The sequence below is a fragment of the Thiosulfatimonas sediminis genome (genome assembly GCF_011398355.1).
Taxonomy (GTDB): domain Bacteria; phylum Pseudomonadota; class Gammaproteobacteria; order Thiomicrospirales; family Thiomicrospiraceae; genus Thiomicrorhabdus; species Thiomicrorhabdus sediminis_A.
Window position 1 is genome coordinate 1,456,551 of sequence record NZ_AP021889.1, and the last position, 17,948, is coordinate 1,474,498.

At 43.0% G+C, this 17,948-nt stretch carries 12 protein-coding genes and 6 tRNA genes; 9 read left to right on the plus strand and 9 right to left on the minus strand.

All coding sequences use genetic code 11. The features are described 5' to 3' along the window. Positions 1-3 precede the first annotated feature (3 nt). Positions 4-1,125, minus strand: a complete 1,122-nt coding sequence (gene dusA, locus HRR27_RS06755; protein ID WP_173272131.1) for a tRNA dihydrouridine(20/20a) synthase DusA — start codon at positions 1,123-1,125, stop codon at positions 4-6. Positions 1,126-1,586: 461 nt separating this feature from the next. Between dusA and HRR27_RS06760 the strand changes: the two genes are divergently transcribed. Further along, entirely contained in the window at positions 1,587-4,313 is a 2,727-nt protein-coding gene (locus HRR27_RS06760; protein ID WP_173272133.1) for a diguanylate cyclase, read from the plus strand. A gap of 121 nt (positions 4,314-4,434) precedes the next feature. Here HRR27_RS06760 and HRR27_RS06765 read toward each other — a convergent pair whose 3' ends face one another. Next, positions 4,435-4,662, minus strand: coding sequence for a DUF6447 family protein (locus HRR27_RS06765; protein WP_173272135.1), 228 nt, complete (start codon positions 4,660-4,662; stop codon positions 4,435-4,437). Positions 4,663-4,944: 282 nt separating this feature from the next. On the opposite strand from HRR27_RS06765, the gene HRR27_RS06770 reads away from it, so the two are divergent. Then, positions 4,945-7,098: a RelA/SpoT family protein gene (locus HRR27_RS06770; RefSeq protein WP_173272137.1), complete on the plus strand. Its 2,154-nt coding sequence runs from the start codon at positions 4,945-4,947 to the stop codon at positions 7,096-7,098. Between the two features lie 257 nt (positions 7,099-7,355). Here HRR27_RS06770 and HRR27_RS06775 read toward each other — a convergent pair. From HRR27_RS06775 to gltX, 7 genes are all read right to left on the minus strand, one after another. After that, positions 7,356-7,431, minus strand: a tRNA-Glu gene (locus HRR27_RS06775). 213 nt (positions 7,432-7,644) lie between these two features. Next, positions 7,645-7,720, minus strand: a tRNA-Gly gene (locus HRR27_RS06780). 2 nt (positions 7,721-7,722) lie between these two features. Beyond that, a tRNA-Glu gene (locus HRR27_RS06785) sits at positions 7,723-7,798 on the minus strand. Positions 7,799-8,011: 213 nt separating this feature from the next. Further along, positions 8,012-8,087 (minus strand) — tRNA-Gly (locus HRR27_RS06790). Between the two features lie 2 nt (positions 8,088-8,089). Then, positions 8,090-8,165: transfer RNA gene (locus tag HRR27_RS06795), tRNA-Glu, on the minus strand. Positions 8,166-8,205: 40 nt separating this feature from the next. Continuing rightward, positions 8,206-8,281, minus strand: a tRNA-Ala gene (locus tag HRR27_RS06800). Between the two features lie 236 nt (positions 8,282-8,517). Continuing rightward, on the minus strand, positions 8,518-9,930 hold the full coding sequence (gene gltX, locus HRR27_RS06805; protein WP_173272139.1) for a glutamate--tRNA ligase: 1,413 nt from the start codon (positions 9,928-9,930) through the stop codon (positions 8,518-8,520). A 336-nt stretch (positions 9,931-10,266) separates the two neighbouring features. Here gltX and HRR27_RS06810 point away from each other — a divergent pair, with 336 nt between their 5' ends. The 7 genes from HRR27_RS06810 to HRR27_RS06840 all read left to right on the plus strand — a co-directional run bounded on the left by HRR27_RS06810 (position 10,267) and on the right by HRR27_RS06840 (position 17,938). Beyond that, on the plus strand, positions 10,267-11,280 hold the full coding sequence (locus HRR27_RS06810; RefSeq protein ID WP_173272141.1) for an SLAC1 anion channel family protein: 1,014 nt from the start codon (positions 10,267-10,269) through the stop codon (positions 11,278-11,280). Between the two features lie 232 nt (positions 11,281-11,512). Next, positions 11,513-13,450 (plus strand): M61 family metallopeptidase, encoded by a 1,938-nt coding sequence (locus tag HRR27_RS06815; RefSeq protein WP_173272144.1) that lies wholly within the window; start codon positions 11,513-11,515, stop codon positions 13,448-13,450. Then, positions 13,447-13,686 (plus strand): SlyX family protein, encoded by a 240-nt coding sequence (locus tag HRR27_RS06820; protein WP_173272146.1) that lies wholly within the window; start codon positions 13,447-13,449, stop codon positions 13,684-13,686. Before HRR27_RS06815 ends, HRR27_RS06820 begins: the two co-directional genes overlap by 4 nt. A gap of 104 nt (positions 13,687-13,790) precedes the next feature. Further along, positions 13,791-14,390 carry a hypothetical protein gene (locus tag HRR27_RS06825; protein WP_173272148.1) on the plus strand — a complete coding sequence of 200 codons (600 nt, stop codon included), beginning with the start codon at positions 13,791-13,793 and terminating at the stop codon, positions 14,388-14,390. Positions 14,391-14,574: 184 nt separating this feature from the next. Beyond that, positions 14,575-15,504 (plus strand): cupin domain-containing protein, encoded by a 930-nt coding sequence (locus HRR27_RS06830; protein ID WP_173272150.1) that lies wholly within the window; start codon positions 14,575-14,577, stop codon positions 15,502-15,504. Between the two features lie 77 nt (positions 15,505-15,581). Further along, entirely contained in the window at positions 15,582-16,292 is a 711-nt protein-coding gene (locus tag HRR27_RS06835; protein WP_173272152.1) for a response regulator transcription factor, read from the plus strand. A gap of 95 nt (positions 16,293-16,387) precedes the next feature. Next, positions 16,388-17,938: an ATP-binding protein gene (locus HRR27_RS06840; RefSeq protein WP_173272154.1), complete on the plus strand. Its 1,551-nt coding sequence runs from the start codon at positions 16,388-16,390 to the stop codon at positions 17,936-17,938. Positions 17,939-17,948: the final 10 nt, after the last annotated feature.

Consider the following 17,948-nt stretch of genomic DNA (forward strand, 5'->3'; position numbering starts at 1 on the left):
GGTTTATGATGCGGCGTTTTGTTGGAAACGTAGTGCTTGTTCAGCCATACGTTCGCCCTCTTGTTCAACCATCAGTAACGCGTCTTGCAATACTTGTAAATCGGCATCTTGTTTAAAAGCGTTTTGACTGAGATAACGACGGAACATGCGCCCACCAGGCAAGCCATGAAAGAGTCCAAGCATATGGCGTGTTATTTGAATGAGCTTTCCACCGTCAATCAGATGTTGCTCAACATAAGGATACATCTGTTCAAGTACCGCTTTACGGCTTGGCATCTCAGTCGTTTCTTGATACAAAATAGAATCGACCTCCGCCAGCAAGTAAGGCTGCTCGTAGGCGCTACGTCCAATCATAAAGCCATCGAGGGGCACCAAATTCCGGTCGATTCCCCCTGCCTGAAGATGTTGCTGCCCTGCCGATAAACTTTTTAATCCACCGTTAATGGCAATTGGCAAATGTGGAAATATCTGCTTAATCTGATGGACTAAGGTGTAATTTAACGGCGGTATTTCGCGATTTTCTTTTGGTGAAATGCCTTGTAGCCAAGCTTTTCGTGCATGAATAATCACGCCGTCTACCGCGGCGTCATCTAGAGCTTGGATAAAGGGTTGCAAGCTCTGTTCTTCATCTTGCTGGTCAATACCAATACGACATTTAACGGTTACAGGCAAGTCTGTCGTTGCTTTCATCGCGGCCACGGCATCTGCAACCATTTTTGGATGTGCCATCAAGCAGGCGCCAATCATGTTGTTTTGCACACGATCGCTCGGACACCCAACATTTAAATTAACCTCACTGTAACCCCACTCTTGTGCCAAACTTGCGCAGTACGCTAAATCTTTTAGGTCACTACCACCCAGCTGCAATACAACTGGCGCCTCCTTGTTATCATGACCGAGAAATCGTGGCAGATTATCACCGTATACAATTGCACCAGTGGTCACCATCTCACCGTATAACCAAGCGCGTTGGCTGAGTTTTCGGTGAAAATGACGACAATGTTTATCCGTCCAATCCAACATCGGTGCTACACTGAAATGCATGGCGCTATTTTCTTTTACAGTGCGATTAAGCGATTGATTTGCGATGAGGGTCGTTGGGCTGGCAAGATTTGAGAGACTCATTGATTCAAAATTCAGTTATTTAAAAAAATACTATTTTAGCGCCTTTTACTTTTGAACGCTTTAGAACATCACCGGGTATTAATGAGATAACGCACAAGCCCAAATGGTTTTGGGCAAAGAAGAATTTAACTGCGGTGTTGACGGTGATGCTCAGGTCTAAACATCGCTGCAAACAAGTGCCCTGCTTAATCAAATTATTCTGCGCCTAAAGCCATTAAGACGTATTCTTGTCTTATTAACGAATGATTTCATTTGCTGTAACAGTGGTTAAATCAAAATTTAAAGGCGTTATACCATGATAAACAACGCTTTATTGATTCTGCATAATTTGAAAAATGCCGTTTTTGTTATGGTTAGCAGGTCATGTTAGGAGTTCTCTAGGAATGCTAGGCTTTTTGTTAAAAACAATAACTGCCAAAAAGGTAAAGAGGCCTCCTTTAAACAATTTTTCAAAGGCAGGGTTGTTTGCACTTTTTACAATATTCGTACTTGCCAATTTTAGTGCGCGGGCGGATCAGCAACCAAAGCCGAATGCACTGCAATCGGTAAAAGTACAACTTAACTGGCATCATCAATATCAATTTGCGGGTTTTTATGCCGCTTTGCAACAAGGTTACTACCATCAAGCCGGTTTAAAAGTCGAGCTTTTACCTTGGCGGAACAATATCAACCCCCTTGATGAAGTCACCTCTGGTCGAGCCGATTTCGGGGTTGGCGTAAGCTCCTTAATTACCGATTTTGCTAAGGGAAGCGATATCCGTTTGGTGATGAGTGCTTTTCAATATTCTCCTTTGGTTTTACTTTCTCATAAACCAATCAGTTCTTTAGATGCCTTGGCCAATACTGTTGTGATGCATAACGGCAGTATCCAAATTAGGATGTTATTAGCAAAAAGTGGATTAGCCCCTAATTTACAGCCGAGAGAAATCAGTTCATCCGGTGATTTAAATGACTTTATTAGCGGTAAGGTCGATTTTTATGGTGCCTACCTTAGTAACGAACCTTATCAACTTGAAAAACTTGGCGTTGATTACGCAATTTTAGACCCTAAAAACTACGGTATACAAAGTTATTCAGGACTGATTTTTACCTCCGGCCAACTCGCGACAAAAGACCCTGTAATGGTAAAAAAATTTCGTGATGCGACCATTCGTGGCTGGGCGTTTGCAATTAAAAACCCAGTGGAAGTTACCAACTATATTGTGCAAAATTACCCTGTAAATAAATCCGTTACAGCCTTAATTAGAGAAGCCAGCGCCTTAAAGCAGTATGTTCAGGTTGGCAATATTCCAATTGGAGATATTGACCAACCTAAAATCAATGAAATCCTGTCGACCGCACAAAAGCTCAAACTCATTACCCCAAAAGAGTATCAATTGGCGCTCTCTAAACCAATTATTTTCAAACCATCCTCATCGGTTTTTAACGAAGAAGAATTGGCCTATATACGAGCACATAAGCATTTTCTAGTTGCTGATTTAATTGACTATCCGCCGTTTCAATTTCAACAAAGTAACGTTACTCAAGGGCTTATACAGGACTACCTCGGTAAAATAGAAAAGATTATTGGCATCCCATTAGTCAATCAATCCTCTTTGCCAAGTTCATTGGCGAGTGATTCGACGGCTAAAGAAAATAATGTAATTTATCCTGCAATGACGGCCATTCAAGCTAATCAAGAAAGTTACTTGCTATCCGATGCCTATTTAAACTTCCCAATGGTGTTGATGGGACTGAATAATAGCGCGGGCTTCATTCAGGATTTGCATCTTTTAAATGGATACACAATTGCGGTACGTAAAAACAGCTTTCCACACCGTTATCTGCATTTTCACTACCCCTATATCAAACTTTTGTTGGTTGATTCAATCGAAGATGGGTTGGTTCAAGTACAGCTGCATAAAGCCTTTGCCATCGCTGACAATCTTCCTGCATTAAATTATGCCTTAAATGCGTTTGGCTATACCAATATGCAAGTGATTGCCCAGGGGATTGCCGATTTCCGTTTCTCGATGGCAACGACCAAAGAGAATCCAATTTTGTTTTCAATTATCAATAAAGCACTGAGTCAAATTGACCAGTCAACCCGACAAGAGATTTACCTTAAATGGTTAAGCCAAAGTAACGAGTTTAACTACCAGCGCTTTTGGCAAGTATTAACGCCTCTAGTGATTTTGCTCGCATTTATGGCACTGCTATTAGCCTTTAATTACCGTAAACAGCGCTACCTTAGCCAAATCTATGAATTGTCGTATGCCAATATGATTGACGCAAAAAGCATGAAAATTAACTGGACCAGTGATGCATTCAGTAAACTTAGCGGCTACTCTAAAAAAGAGTTGCTGAATATGCCCTATCTTAATTTGGCCAGCGACAAAATTCCCCATGCGCAAATTAATGAGATCTATCGACAGGTTATTGAGAAAGGCAAAACTTGGACTGGGGAAATTGCAGCCGTCCGGAAAGATGGAGAAGAGTATTGGGTAGAACTGACGCTCATGCCCAGCAGAAATATCTTTGGAAAAGTCACCAGTGTGCTCGCCACACGAGTAGACATTAGTGATCGCAAGAAAGTAGAAGCAATCTCTATCACCGATGAATTAACCGGCTTATACAACCGCCGGCATTTTGATGACTGTTTACCCAATGAGTTGAAACGTGCCTCGCGTGAAGAGCACGGACTCTGCTTTGTGATGCTCGACTTAGACTATTTCAAAAAAATTAATGATGATTATGGCCACCAAATTGGAGATGAAGTCTTAATAGAGATTGCTACATCAATCAACGCCTATTTTAACCGCGCCAACGATTTTGTTTTCCGTATTGGTGGTGAGGAATTTTTTATTATCACTCACTTTGAAAAACTTCGCGCCTTTGCGGTGCACTTAAATAATCTGTTGGAGTCAGTACGCTGCCAGAAAATTGAAAACAAAAACGCTCCGCTTGGCTATTTAACCATTTCAATTGGCGCGCTGTATTGCAGTCATGACTGCTTACCAAATCCACAAAAAATCTTGCGGTACACGGATGATTTGCTGTATTTATCCAAGAAAAATGGACGTAATCGTAGCTCTTTTAAAGTATTGCAAAAAGCACTCAATTCGGAAACAAAACCAACTAAAGAAATGCTTTGCGAGCAATATGATTTTGAGAGTTTTGAAGATTTGATGGACAGTAGCTATACTTAATTAGCTCTATCATTTCCTTAAGGTGCCACAGAATAAGCCCAAATGGCGTCAGACAAAGAACAATTAGTCTGAGCAAGTGGGAACTTATTTTGTGTCTCCTTAAGCATTGAGCATAAAGAAATTACAGCGGAATACCATCGGATTCTAAGCCGCTGTTTTCTGCACTTTCCTCAAGCATTTTCAACAGTTTTTCGCCGTAAGAATTACGAGCGGTTTGAAATATTGAGACTTGCGCGTTCATCTCTAAAATTTTCGCTTCACACACCTGAATGGCTTGAAAATGCGCCTTTTGATCTTCGGTCAAATTATCAGTATCAAACTCTTTACTGCCAAGCATAAATGTCGCCATGAAATATCTCCTTTTTAAAATCATGCATGATTATGGTATTCAAAAACGTATTTTGCAATCCTTAGTCGTATAGTAGCGTTATTTTTATAAATGTCAAAACTTAACATTTACCACCTTGATACAGCGACTATTGCCATAAAAAACCCATATAAACCGGCCTTTTACCAAAAACAACAGTTTATTCTTGCGTTTAAGTCGTGATAAGGGCAAGTATCATTCATTTGTTGCCTGTATTTACGTTAAAATACCTGCATTTTAATTACGCACATTAATCCGTAAAGCATGAATACTCTTGCCGAAATTATTCAGGCCATTTTTCCAGATTTAGATGAAAACACTCGCTATACCGAACAGGATCGCGTGCACATTCATAAAGCCTGTGAACTTGCCCTTGAAGCGCTTAGCTTGCCCGAGCAAACCGTTGTTCGTAGCATTGACGTCGCTAAAATCCTCTCCGACCTTAGAACCGATAAAGCCACCTTAATTGCCACGCTAATCAGCGATGGAAATTTACAGAATATTTATAGCTTAGATTTATATAAAGAAATCTTCGGCGAAAATATAAGTACGCTGGTCGAGGGGATTCGCAAACTCAATCGTTTTCAAGAGTTTCAAGTAGAGCGCAGCACCGACGAAGTCCAAAATGAACGCCTTCGTCAAATGCTGTTAGCGATGACCGTAGACGTACGGATAATGATTGTCAAACTGGCCTATCGTGTTGCTCGTTTACGTCATTTGAAATACGAGGATGAATCTATCCGTCGTCAAATTGCGCTAGAGACAGAGTTTATTTTCTCTCCTCTAGCGAATCGCTTAGGTATTGCACAGCTTAAATGGGAGTTGGAAGACCTCTCTTTCCGCTTTACTCATCCGGATGAATACAAGCAGATTGCACAGGGTTTAAAGACCAAGCGCGTTGCCCGTGAGGACTACATCAAGCGCGTGATTGAAATTCTGCAATCCTTGATGAAAAAACATAATATCGATGCAAAAATTACCGGGCGCCCAAAGCATATTTTCAGTATTTGGAAAAAAATGAAGCGTAAGAACATTCCAATTGAGGAACTGTATGACTTACGTGCGGTGCGGATTTATGTTGATTCCATTCAAACCTGTTACGAAGCTCTTGGTCTAATCCATAGCCATTGGAACTATGTGCAACAGGAGTTTGATGATTATATTGCCACGCCTAAAGAAAACGGCTATCAATCTATTCATACGGTCGTAATTGGCCCGGAAAATAACACCGTTGAGATTCAAATACGTACCGATGAAATGCATCATCATGCGGAGTTTGGTGTTGCTGCTCATTGGCTCTATAAAGAAGGTGGAAAAAGCTTTGACCATAACTTAGAGCGCAGTATTGCCAATGTTCGTCAGATGCTGGAAACCTCGGATGACCCAGATATTTTCCGTGAGATCAGCACTGAGTTACAGAGTCAGCATATTTATGTAATGACCCCAAATAGCGAAATCATTACCCTGCGCCAAGGCGCTACGCCGCTCGACTTTGCCTACAATATTCACACAGAACTCGGACACCGTTGCCGTGGCGCCAAAATAAATGGTCGTATTCAACCATTAAGCTACACGTTGCGTACGGGTGATCGAGTTGAAGTCTTGACGATTAAAAACGGCCAGCCTAGTCGCAATTGGCTAAACCCGAACTTGGGCTACATCACCAGTAGCAGTGCCCGTAATAAAGTAAAAAGCTGGTTTAACAAACAAAATCGCGCCGAAAATATCAAATCCGGTGAAGCGCTTTTTCATCGTGAAGTGCGCCGCTTGCATGCCGAAGCAATTCCATTAGATAAATTAATGCAGCGCTTCCACATGGAGTCTGCCGACGCTTTCTTTGAGGACTTAGGAAAAGGTCGCATCAACGAACGTCAACTGACCACCGCCTTGCAAGCACTCAATAAACCGGCGAGTACTCAAGCGCGCGCCTTCACTTATACGCCTGAAACCACGCCAGTGGAAGACTATGCTTTTGTTATTGGTGCGACCAACTTAAAAACACATCTAGCCCCCTGTTGTCATCCGCATAATGGTGAGGACATTATCGGTTACGTTACCCGTGGCCGCGGCGTGACAATACATAAGAGCGACTGCGCGAATATCCTGCATCTTAGCCATGAGGAACAACGCCGTTTGATTGAAGTAACATGGGATAAAACGATTGCCGAAAACCCAAGTTACACTGCTGAACTGAATATCCTTGCGTTTGACCGTCGCGGTCTGTTGCGCGATATCATGACGTTATTGACCTTAATGGACATCAACCTGGTGGCTTCCAACACCAATACCGATAAAGATGATCGCACCGTAAACATGAAGCTAACCTTAGAGTTGAATGCCACCATGTCGCTCGGTGATTTGCTTGATAAAATCGAGATGATTCAAAACGTCGAATCGGCTTCAATCCGCACTATTTAACCAACTGAGCACAGCTCGTCTTTAACTTTTTAAATGGCCGCGAAAGCGGCATTTATATGACCCAAAAAATACCTAAAAAACGAAAAGATACGAGAAACCTCAGTCACAATGAACACTCTCTGCCTTTAAACCTAAAATACACGCTATTTAAAGGTTTCAAGAGTATATCTTGAACTTGCAGAAAGAGTAGACTTACTAAGTAAAAACATTTTTTCAGGCAAAAAAATAGCCACTAAAAAGTGGCTATTTTAATAATATGGCGTCCCGTAGGGGAGTCGAACCCCTGTTACAGCCGTGAAAGGGCCGTGTCCTAGGCCTCTAGACGAACGGGACTTTTTGGTTGTTTTAGCCGCTATTTCTCTTAATTTCTTTGTCATGTCTCAGTCACCTACCCTATGCAGGCTTCTGCGATTTTCCTTGAACTAAAGAAAAATAACACACTAAAATTTCCTAAAAAGTTCTCAATTTAATGAGACAAGTTTTAGTGCCTACTTGCGTAGGACTTAAATCAGATGAGTTGAAATAATCGCTTCATCTAATAAAATTTGGAGCGGGAAACGAGGTTCGAACTCGCGACCTCAACCTTGGCAAGGTTGCGCTCTACCAGCTGAGCTATTCCCGCATTGGCGTCCCGTAGGGGAGTCGAACCCCTGTTACAGCCGTGAAAGGGCCGTGTCCTAGGCCTCTAGACGAACGGGACTTTTTGGTTGTTTTAGCCGCTATTTCTCTTAATTTCTTTGTCATCTCTCAGTCACCTACCCTATGCAGGCTTCTGCGATTTTCCTTGAACTAAAGAAAAATAACACACTAAAATTTCCTAAAAAGTTCTCAATTTAATGAGACAAGTTTTAGTGCCTACTTGCGTAGGACTTAAATCAGATGAGTTGAAATAATCGCTTCATCTAATAAAATTTGGAGCGGGAAACGAGGTTCGAACTCGCGACCTCAACCTTGGCAAGGTTGCGCTCTACCAGCTGAGCTATTCCCGCATTGGCGTCCCGTAGGGGAGTCGAACCCCTGTTACAGCCGTGAAAGGGCCGTGTCCTAGGCCTCTAGACGAACGGGACAAATTGTAAATCCGACGAGATTTTGTCGGTTATCAGTCATTGGTGGAGCTAAGCGGGATCGAACCGCTGACCTCAACACTGCCAGTGTTGCGCTCTCCCAGCTGAGCTATAGCCCCCCTGGCTGATGGAGGCGTATTATAAGGACTTCGCCGTTTGGGTCAAGCGTAAAATGCAAAAAAACTGCTTTTTTTTAAACATTTGTTAAGCGCACAAAATGCGTCACCTGCAAGCTACTCATAAGCCATTGATTTTGATGACTAAGCAAATACAACAAGCTTACACGGCAGAAAAAACCCGTCACAAAGACGGGCCTATTAACATTTAGCTATAGCGTCAAGGACGCAATCAAGATTTACTGATTAGCAACACGTTGCGAAATAGCGTCTAAAGCCATCTGAATGCGTGCCAAACAACGATCTTTACCGATTAACTCGGCTGTAGCGTCAATGGCCGGAGATTGGCCGCCGCCGGTAATCGCAACTCGCAGAGGCATACCAACTTTGCCCATACCCACTTCTAGCGCTTCGGCAGCCGCATTAATTGCGGCATGAATCTCCGCAGCTTGCCAATTCTCGATATTCACAAACAACTCTGCCAGCTTCTCTAAAGGTTCTGCAGCCACGCCGCGCAAGTGCTTTTTGGCCGCATCTGCGTCAAATTCACTAAAGTCTTTATAGAAATAAGTGGCTCCTTGCGCCATTTCGACTAAGGTCTTAGCTCGATCACGCAACAAATTTGCAACATCGCTTAACGCAGGTCCTTGTGCTAAATCACAGCCCAGATCAGCCATAAAAGGTGATAAGTGACGTGCTAAATGATCTGCTGGCGCTTTTTTTATGTGCTGCTCGTTAATCCATAGCAACTTAGCTGTATCAAAACTGGACGGCGAGCCGTTGACGCTTTCAAGATTAAATAAAGACGCCAATTCATCCATGCTAAAGATTTCTTGGTCACCATGAGACCAACCCAAGCGCACTAAGTAATTTAGCAACCCTTCTGGTAAAAAGCCCTGTTCTTTGTACTGTAAAACACTGACGGCTCCATGGCGTTTTGACAAACGCGAACCATCTTCTCCCAGCACCATTGGGATGTGGGCAAACTTCGGTACCGGGGCTCCTAGCGCTTGGTAAAGATTGATTTGGCGCGGCGTATTATTTAAATGATCGTCACCGCGAATAACGTGGGTCATTCCCATATCCCAATCATCAACCACCACGGTTAAGTTATAGGTCGGTGTTCCATCTGAGCGAGCGATAATTAAATCGTCCAATTCACGGTTGTTGATCACGACTTTGCCTTTAACCATATCGTCGATTTCGACATCGCCATCAATCGGATTTTTAAAACGAATAACGGGCTTAACCCCTTCAGGTGGCGTACCAGTAAAATCACGGTAACGGCCATCATAACGCGGCTTTTCACCACGCGCTTTTTGTCCTTCACGCATCACATCCAGCTCTTCCGGCGTAGCATAACAGTAGTACGCTAGGCCTTTCTCAAACAGCTGTTGAATGACTTCTTTATAACGCTCGAAACGATGTGTCTGATAAATTGGCCCTTGGTCATAATCCAAACCAAGCCAACTCATTCCTTCTAAAATTGCGTTGACCGATTCTTCGCTAGAACGCTCTAAATCGGTATCTTCAATCCGTAAGGTAAATTCACCACCAAATCGTTTGGCATACAACCATGAATAAAGGGCGGTTCGAACACCACCAATGTGAAGATAACCTGTCGGGCTTGGCGCAAAACGAGTACGAATCACTGCATGACTCCAGTTTTAGAATAAAAAATAAAGCCCGTATTATACCCTAAGCAGTGAATGACGGATTTCCGAAAGTGAATGGTTTTTGCATTACGCTCTCAGTGAAGGATACAGACTGCATTTCTTGAGGATGAGTCACCATTGACCTCATTACGGGATTGCAAGGCGCAAACTCTTCTTTACCTCAAGCAATATCGACTTATTCTGTATCTCCCTAAAGGATTTATCCCTCTAAACAAAAAAGTTTTATGCTTATTTTGTCTGATAAGTTGTACGCAGTTCGCGTTGAGTTCCTATAATATTTTTTGTTTTTCAAACTCAATTCGGAGTCATTCCATGCAGTCAAACAATGTCGTCATGCCCACAAATCGCCTGGCCTATTTTCCAATTAATCTATTTGGTGCCGTGATGGGCTTTAGTGGTCTATCACTGGGACTGCTTAAGGCCTCGCAACTTGGCTGGCTGCCTTCGACACTGTTTATTTCGCTCAGTACCTTAACCATACTGCTGTTTGGCCTATTCACCGGGCTTTACCTTTTTAAAATGTTAAAGTTTCCAAGCGAGCTTAAGCACGATATTGAGCACCCAGTTGCCGTAAATTTCTTTCCCGCATTTAGTATTAGCCTGCTGTTGTTAAGTTTGATCGTCAATGAATTTGCCTCGCCAATAGCCGCTATTATGTGGTACATGGGAATGATTTTTCACCTGACGCTGACAGTGGTTTTGTTAAGCAGTTGGATGCACCACGAAAAATGGCAAATTACTCATATGAACCCAGCTTGGTTTATTCCGGTGGTCGGTAATATCGTGGTTCCACTCGGCGCGGTGCACTTCTCTAATCTAGAACTGGGCTGGTTCTTTTTTAGCATAGGTTTGGTTTTCTGGATTGTGCTGTTTGCGATAGTCATGTATCGAATGTTTTTTCACGCCCCGCTGCTTAAAATTTTAGAACCAACACTGTTTATCTTGATTGCGCCTCCTGCCATTGGCTTCCTCTCTTATCTGGCCTTGAACGGCGGTGTTTTAGACGCATTCGCACGCATTTTGTACTACACGGCGCTTTTTATGACACTGCTTTTAATGGCACAGCTGCCACGCTTTATTAAGATTCCTTACGCACTGTCTTGGTGGGCTTACAGCTTCCCGATTGCCGCAATTACCCTAGCCAGTATGACTATGTTCATCCTTTCACAACTCACAGTTTTTGCAGTCATTTCAGCAGCATTACTGGGTGCTCTAATTGTGTTAATCACCCTATTGAGTGTTAAAACACTGATTGCGGTTAAACACGGCACTCTTTGTAAACCACACCCTGTGATGCCCACTAAACCTTCTGCTTCAGATAAATGACCGCTACTAACGGCTTACTAAAGTAGGCGCCGAAGCACTCCAAATGGCTTCAGGTACAGAATGCCATGGGGACTTGTTCTGTACATCCTTAATTGCACAGGTTCACCCGCCTTGAGCGGGTGATTGGTTATACGCCTTAGAAAACCATTAACGCTTAATTTTTAACAGTCACAAGGTTATTTGCTAGAATTGACGCACATAGCACCTATCAATAAACCCTGGTATTCATTAGATGAATCAATTTAGCTCTCCAGCTCTACAGCAAATCAGTCAAAAATACATAAACGAAGAAACCTTGCCTGAACTGGCTAAACCCATTAGCAAATATGAAGCTTGCGCTCGCCATTACAGTATTAGTCCAGCTCATCCACAGGGACACCTATTCAATGTGCAATTACGCATCGCTTTTCCGCAGGCTCAGCAACAAATTCGTTTGCCAAGCTGGATTCCTGGCAGCTACTTAATTCGTGATTTTGCCAAGCATATTATTGACTTACAAGCACAAACTGACACACAACAACCCCTTAAAGTGACTCCGCTAGACAAAGCAACATGGCAGATTGATGCCGCTCAGAATGCCGATGGTCACCCCATGGCCATCAATCTTAGCTACCAAGTTTACGCATGGGATTTATCGGTACGTGGTGCACATTTTGATGAAACACACGCTTTCTTTAACGGTACGTCGGTCTTTCCAGAAGTGATTGGTCAGCGCGAAATGCCTTGCGTCATGACTTTAAAAAAGAGCCCAGTGTCCATTAAAAATGGTTGGAAAGCGGCCACCGGCATGATGCCAATTAAAATAGATCATCATGGTTTTGGACACTACCAAGCAGACGACTACCTTGCGTTAATTGATCATCCTGTTGAGATAGGTAACTACACCGAAATTGAATTTCGCGCTTTTGGGATACCTCACAAAATGATTTTAACCGGCGTGTTTAACTGCGATTTAGAGCGTCTTAAAAAAGATTTGATTTGTATCTGCGAATACGAGATTAAACTGTTTGGCGAACCTGCGCCAATGAACAGTTATCTATTTCAAGTGATGGTTACCGGCAATGATTATGGTGGTTTAGAGCATCGTAACTCTACTGCGTTAATTTGCAGTCGCAACGACCTTCCTTATCATGGAATGCAACAAGCAAGCGATGGTTACCTACAGTTCTTAGAGTTGTGTAGCCACGAGTATTTCCATACATGGAACGTCAAACGTATCATGCCGAGTGCATACCAGAATCCTGACTTAAGCGCCCCGATTTATTCGCGCCAACTTTGGTGGTTTGAAGGGATTACTTCTTATTACGATTCACTGATTCTATTACGTTGCGGATTGATTGACCAAACCACCTATCTCAAAATTTTGAGTCAACAGTTAACTCGTGTTTATCGTATGCCTGGTCGTTTTAAACAGACCTTAAGTGAATCCAGTTTTTTTGCTTGGACTAAATTTTATCAACAAGATGAAAATGCCCCCAATGCCATTATCAGCTATTACACCAAGGGTTCATTGCTCGCGTTAGCCTTAGATTTAACCATTCGTGAACAAACTCAGGGGGAAAAATCGCTGGATGATGTTCTGCTGTATTTATGGGAGCATTACGGTAAAACAGGCGTAGGGTTGAACGAGTTTGCCATCGAAGAAATCTGCAGTCAGGTCAGCGGCATTGATTTAAGTGATTTTTTCGCGCTCACCTTAGACAGTACAAAGGACATCGACCTTACCCCCCTACTCGCTAAATTTGGAATGCAGTTTGAATTGCGCGCTCCAACCAGCTTGTCAGACTTGGGGGCGAGTGCTAAAGGCGATTACTTGAGGGTTGACTTCGGCGCAAATGTGCTCGATTCAAACAGCGGCGTGCAACTCAAACATCTTTGGCAAAATGCCAGTGCGCAGTTGGCCGGACTGGCCGCCGGCGATGAAATTATTGCGCTGAACGGCTTACGTCTAAGCAATAAAGCGCAATTAGAAACACTGTTACAACGTAGCCAAGTCGGTGAACGCTTGGCCTGTGCATACTTTCGACGCGATGAATTACGTCACTGCGAAATAACGCTGACTGCTGCGCCGCAAGACCGAGTTCAAATTACACCATTGGTTGGCGACCACGCAACCTCCTTGTCGTGGTTGCCAGCAACATCGGATAGCGCAGGAGAAACAACCCTATGAATATAATCCATTCAAATGCTGATAACGCAGAACTGCAAAAACAGATTGAGTCGTTGCAAATCGTCATTGCACATCACGAGATTATGCATCAAGAGATGGAAAAAACCGTGCTGAACTTAAGCAACCGCATGGATGATTTACAAAACCGTTACGCTGTGGTGGTCAAATTGATGCAGTCTATGCAAGAGCAAGGCATTCGGTCGGTTGATCAAGAAGTGCCACCGCCACACTATTGATTTTTAATGCCTGTTTTTAAAATACATTTTTATGCGCTTTGTCGGTATTTTTAGAAGCTAAATCGCTGTTGTCATTTGTTTGCTGAGTGCTACTATATAAATCTATGAAAAAATTACTACTTGTTCTCGTATTGCTAGGCACTTGGTATCACTTCTACCATATTGATACCGCGCCATCTGTCGGCCCCGGAGTGGTCGCTGGCGCTCCGCCCTATCAATATGCCTCTGAAAGCAATCCGATTAGTCTTGGAGATTTCATTTTATCGCCAAGAACTGAATTTGAAGCACAAGCCCGTGTTTTAGCAGCCAATCGTTCCTATCTTGATCGCAAAGGTTGGCTTGCGCCGATGGCTATCGTCGTAGGCTGGGGCAACATGTCCGACGAGAGTGTTTATAACAATGTCGATATTAGTCAGTTCAATCATTTTTATAAATGGGACAACCAGAGCCCAAGTTTAATCACTGATCAAGAAATCCTCACTTCAACAGCCAATATCCATTTAATACCGGCGACCAAAGAGATTAAGCAAGCCTTGAATCAAATCCGTATTGGCGACTTAGTTACGTTACGCGGCACTCTCGTTAATGTTCGCCGAACAACCGGCTGGAAATGGCCGACTTCAACCAGCCGTGACGATAAGGGCGAAGACTCTGGTGAAATTCTCTATCTCAAGGCACTTGAAACTCTTCCTGCTCGTAACTAATCTCAAGTTGCAAAAAAACTGATCTAATTGAAAAGCGGATTTGTTGTGTGATTGCCCAAGCAAACCGCTATTCAATTCTTTGGCACTTCACCTTATAATATTAGCGATTTCATTTACCCAATGCACTGCTGACCGGTTACTTTCAGGCGCCAGCAGTCAATACATTTATCGATAGGTATCGAATATGCAACCACAAAAAGTTGAACAAATTCAGCAAGCGGCGCAACAAAAATGGGAACGTCATGCAGAAGTTAAAGAGTACATGTCGGCGGTCAATCCCCCTATGCCCAAAATTGACGTGACTCACTATCCAAGCGCTTTGCATGAAGAAGGTGCAACGCGCATCATCGCTTTTGACCAATCGGCTAAGTTGCAAACCACCTATCCCTTAACTACGCCGAATCTATTGGCTAATTTTCTTAAAATTGGCGCCGGTGATACGTTAAAAACCGATGCGGTTGCCAGTTCCAATCTGTTTTATGTGATTCGTGGTAAAGGCCGTACGCAAATGAGTCACGGCACTTTAGAATGGAAACAAGGCGACCTATTTACGCTTCCTTCCGTTCCTGACGCTTTGCACAGTGCCGATGAGGATACCGCAATCTATTGGGTGCACGATGCTCCGGTTCTAAGTTATCTTGGTGTTCGCCCGAATAAAGCCCGTTTTGAGCCTGTGTTATACACCAAAGAGCGCTTAAACGCCGAACTGGAGCAAGTACGTCAAGTTGCTGCGGGTAAAAACCGTACGGGGATTTTACTGTCCAACCCAAATTTCCCGCTAACTTTAACCTTAACGCATACCCTGTGGGCGCTTTATAACGTCCTACCAGCTGGCGTGGTACAAAAACCACATCGTCACAACTCAATCGCTTTGGATTTTGTGGTGTCTGCTGGGCCGAATACTTACACTGCTATTGGAAAAGAACTGAACGAAGACGGAACCATTAAAGACCCAATCAAAGCGATGTGGACACCTGGTTCGGCGTTTGTTACCCCGCCTGGATGGTGGCATTCGCATCACAATGAATCCGGCGAGGATGCGATTGTTTTGCCGATTCAAGATGCTGGATTAATCATGAATATGCAGCTTTTAGACTTCCAACACGTTAAGTAATCTGACAATAATGCGGTTAAAGGGATTTAGCCGCATTTTTGTTTATAGCGGACAACAAAAAAATATAGGAACTGCTTATGCAAAACACCGAATATCGCATCGCAATTATTGAAGACGACCCGATTCAGTTAAAAACACTGGTCACCGCCTTACAGCAACAAGGTTTTAATGTCGATGCTTTTGCTGACCGCCCTTCGGCAGAAAAATCTTTTGCTGAAAAACTGCCGAACTTAGTTATTTCCGACATCATTCTTGGAGCAGAAATGGACGGTGGTTTTGACTTGGCAAAGCATTTATTGAGTTACAACCAACCGATTCCGATTATTTTCTTGTCGGAGCGTCAATCAGAATTTGATATCTACACCGGTCATGCATTAGGGGCAATTGATTACCTACCAAAACCCATCAGCCTGAATGTGTTGATTGTCAAAGTCAAAAACCTGCTGAGAATCACCAGTAGCAATGCCTGTGTTGATCAGGACGATGAAAAATCGAAAATTCACGATCTTGAATTGGTCGGCAATCAATTTAAAGCCTACTGGCATGGTAAAGCCCTTGATTTGACGGCAACCGAATTTGAAATGCTCAAGCAATTCGCCACAGCGGGAGAGGGCAATGTCATTACGTATGATACCTTACAAAAATCCACTCAAGGCGTTGTAGAGCGTAACACCATTAACACACATATTTGTCGAATCCGTAATGCTTTCAAAAAGATAACGCCTGAATTTAACTTTATTCATAATGAGTACGGACGCGGTTATTCTTGGCAAAATAAAGAAGAATAATCACCAGCTTGCATGGGTGGTTGTCCTTAGCTTAATCGACACTACCCTGCCAACTTCAACACTGCCAAGTTCATTTCGCCAGTCATTGGAGAACCATGCCTTTTTCCCGTCTTAACCTACGTTTATCCATTCGTACTCGGCTATTCATTCTGCTTTTGCTTTTGACCATTTTGCCTTTTTTGGCCTATCGATTTGCGATCGACCTACACCGCATAATGCTCAATAATCAAGCCATTGTGCAGCAACAAACGGTCGAAAACTTGGCGCTCATCCTAGAAAACCGCACCGATTTATGGGCTTTGCAAATTCAGTCTGGAAAACCAACGCGTTTAGCGCATCTCAACTTAAACAAATCCGTACTTTGGGTAGTCAACGAGTACGGCCAAACCACCTATGTCGTTGGCAAACTACCTGATAAAGACGAACATCTGGATAACGGTTTTTTTACCAGTTCCGGTAAATTATTAATCAAAACCTTAGCAACCTTTTTGCCCTATTCCTTGCCCTATCCTTACCCTCAAAGTTCTAAACCCGAATTGACCTTAATTCAACATTCTCTGAACGGCCAAACCATCCAACAATACCGAATGGATAAAAGACAGGAACCCATCTCTTTAATGTCTGCCACGCCGCTGATGATTCAGGATCGCATCATTGGTAGCTTGGTATTAGAACAGCGTATGGAAACTTTATTCAGCGAAAGTCTAAACTACTTCTATAAATTGATCGGTATAGGTGCCACTATCTTTGTAATCGTGATTATTGGCGCAATTCTACATACTGCGTCTTTATCAAATAGAATCATTCGCTTAGATCACGATGTTAAAAAAATGTTTGACATTAAGGGGCGACTAACGCAATTGGTTTTCAAAGATCGTAAGCAGCGACTGTATCAAGATGAATTATCCGACTTACGCCATCATATTTATGAGATGCTCAAACAACTTGGTGCCTATGAGCGTTATTTAAAACAGCTACCCAAAACACTGCGCCACGAGTTACACAATCCATTGAATCGGCTGTCTATGGCCTTAACCCTACTGGAAAAAGAGACAGACCATCAGCAACTGGATTACGCCCAACACGCGCTCGCACAATTAAAACAGATTATCGCCTCACTATCGGAAGCAACCAGTATTGAAGACAGTCTAAATAGTCAGCCTCCGGAACCTTTTCCGATTGGCTTAATGTTACGTCATTATTTGCATAACAGCGTAATACTCCATCCAGAATACAACCTTAAAGTGGAACTTAAACTGGAAGACCAAATACAGATTTTGGGTGACGGCTTTATGATTGAACAGATGATGGATAAGCTACTAAGCAATGCGCATGATTTTTCGGATGCGCAAATGCCAGTGCAAGTCAAATGCCAACAGCTTGGCAATAAAGTACAGATTAAGATTGAAAACTCAGGACCTTCACTGCCTGCGGGGCACGAACAGCAAATTTTTGATGGTATGACGTCAATGCGCAGCATGAACCAAGATGACCAAGCGCATCTCGGCTTGGGGCTTTATATTGTGCGCTTAATTGTCGACTTTCATCAAGGACAAGTACAAGCTGAAAACCAAACCTTCATTTATCAAGGCCAATCATTGCAAGGCGTCAGTTTCGCGATTACTCTGCCTATTTACCACGCTTAAACATTTTGAA

Coding starts and splice junctions, on each gene's coding strand:
- dusA (WP_173272131.1), bottom strand. CDS start 1,125: ATGAGTCTCTCAAATCTTGCCAGCCCAACGACCCTCATCGCAAATCAA.
- HRR27_RS06765 (WP_173272135.1), bottom strand. CDS start 4,662: ATGGCGACATTTATGCTTGGCAGTAAAGAGTTTGATACTGATAATTTG.
- HRR27_RS06770 (WP_173272137.1), top strand. CDS start 4,945: ATGAATACTCTTGCCGAAATTATTCAGGCCATTTTTCCAGATTTAGAT.
- HRR27_RS06810 (WP_173272141.1), top strand. CDS start 10,267: ATGCAGTCAAACAATGTCGTCATGCCCACAAATCGCCTGGCCTATTTT.
- HRR27_RS06815 (WP_173272144.1), top strand. CDS start 11,513: ATGAATCAATTTAGCTCTCCAGCTCTACAGCAAATCAGTCAAAAATAC.
- HRR27_RS06820 (WP_173272146.1), top strand. CDS start 13,447: ATGAATATAATCCATTCAAATGCTGATAACGCAGAACTGCAAAAACAG.
- HRR27_RS06825 (WP_173272148.1), top strand. CDS start 13,791: ATGAAAAAATTACTACTTGTTCTCGTATTGCTAGGCACTTGGTATCAC.
- HRR27_RS06830 (WP_173272150.1), top strand. CDS start 14,575: ATGCAACCACAAAAAGTTGAACAAATTCAGCAAGCGGCGCAACAAAAA.
- HRR27_RS06835 (WP_173272152.1), top strand. CDS start 15,582: ATGCAAAACACCGAATATCGCATCGCAATTATTGAAGACGACCCGATT.
- HRR27_RS06840 (WP_173272154.1), top strand. CDS start 16,388: ATGCCTTTTTCCCGTCTTAACCTACGTTTATCCATTCGTACTCGGCTA.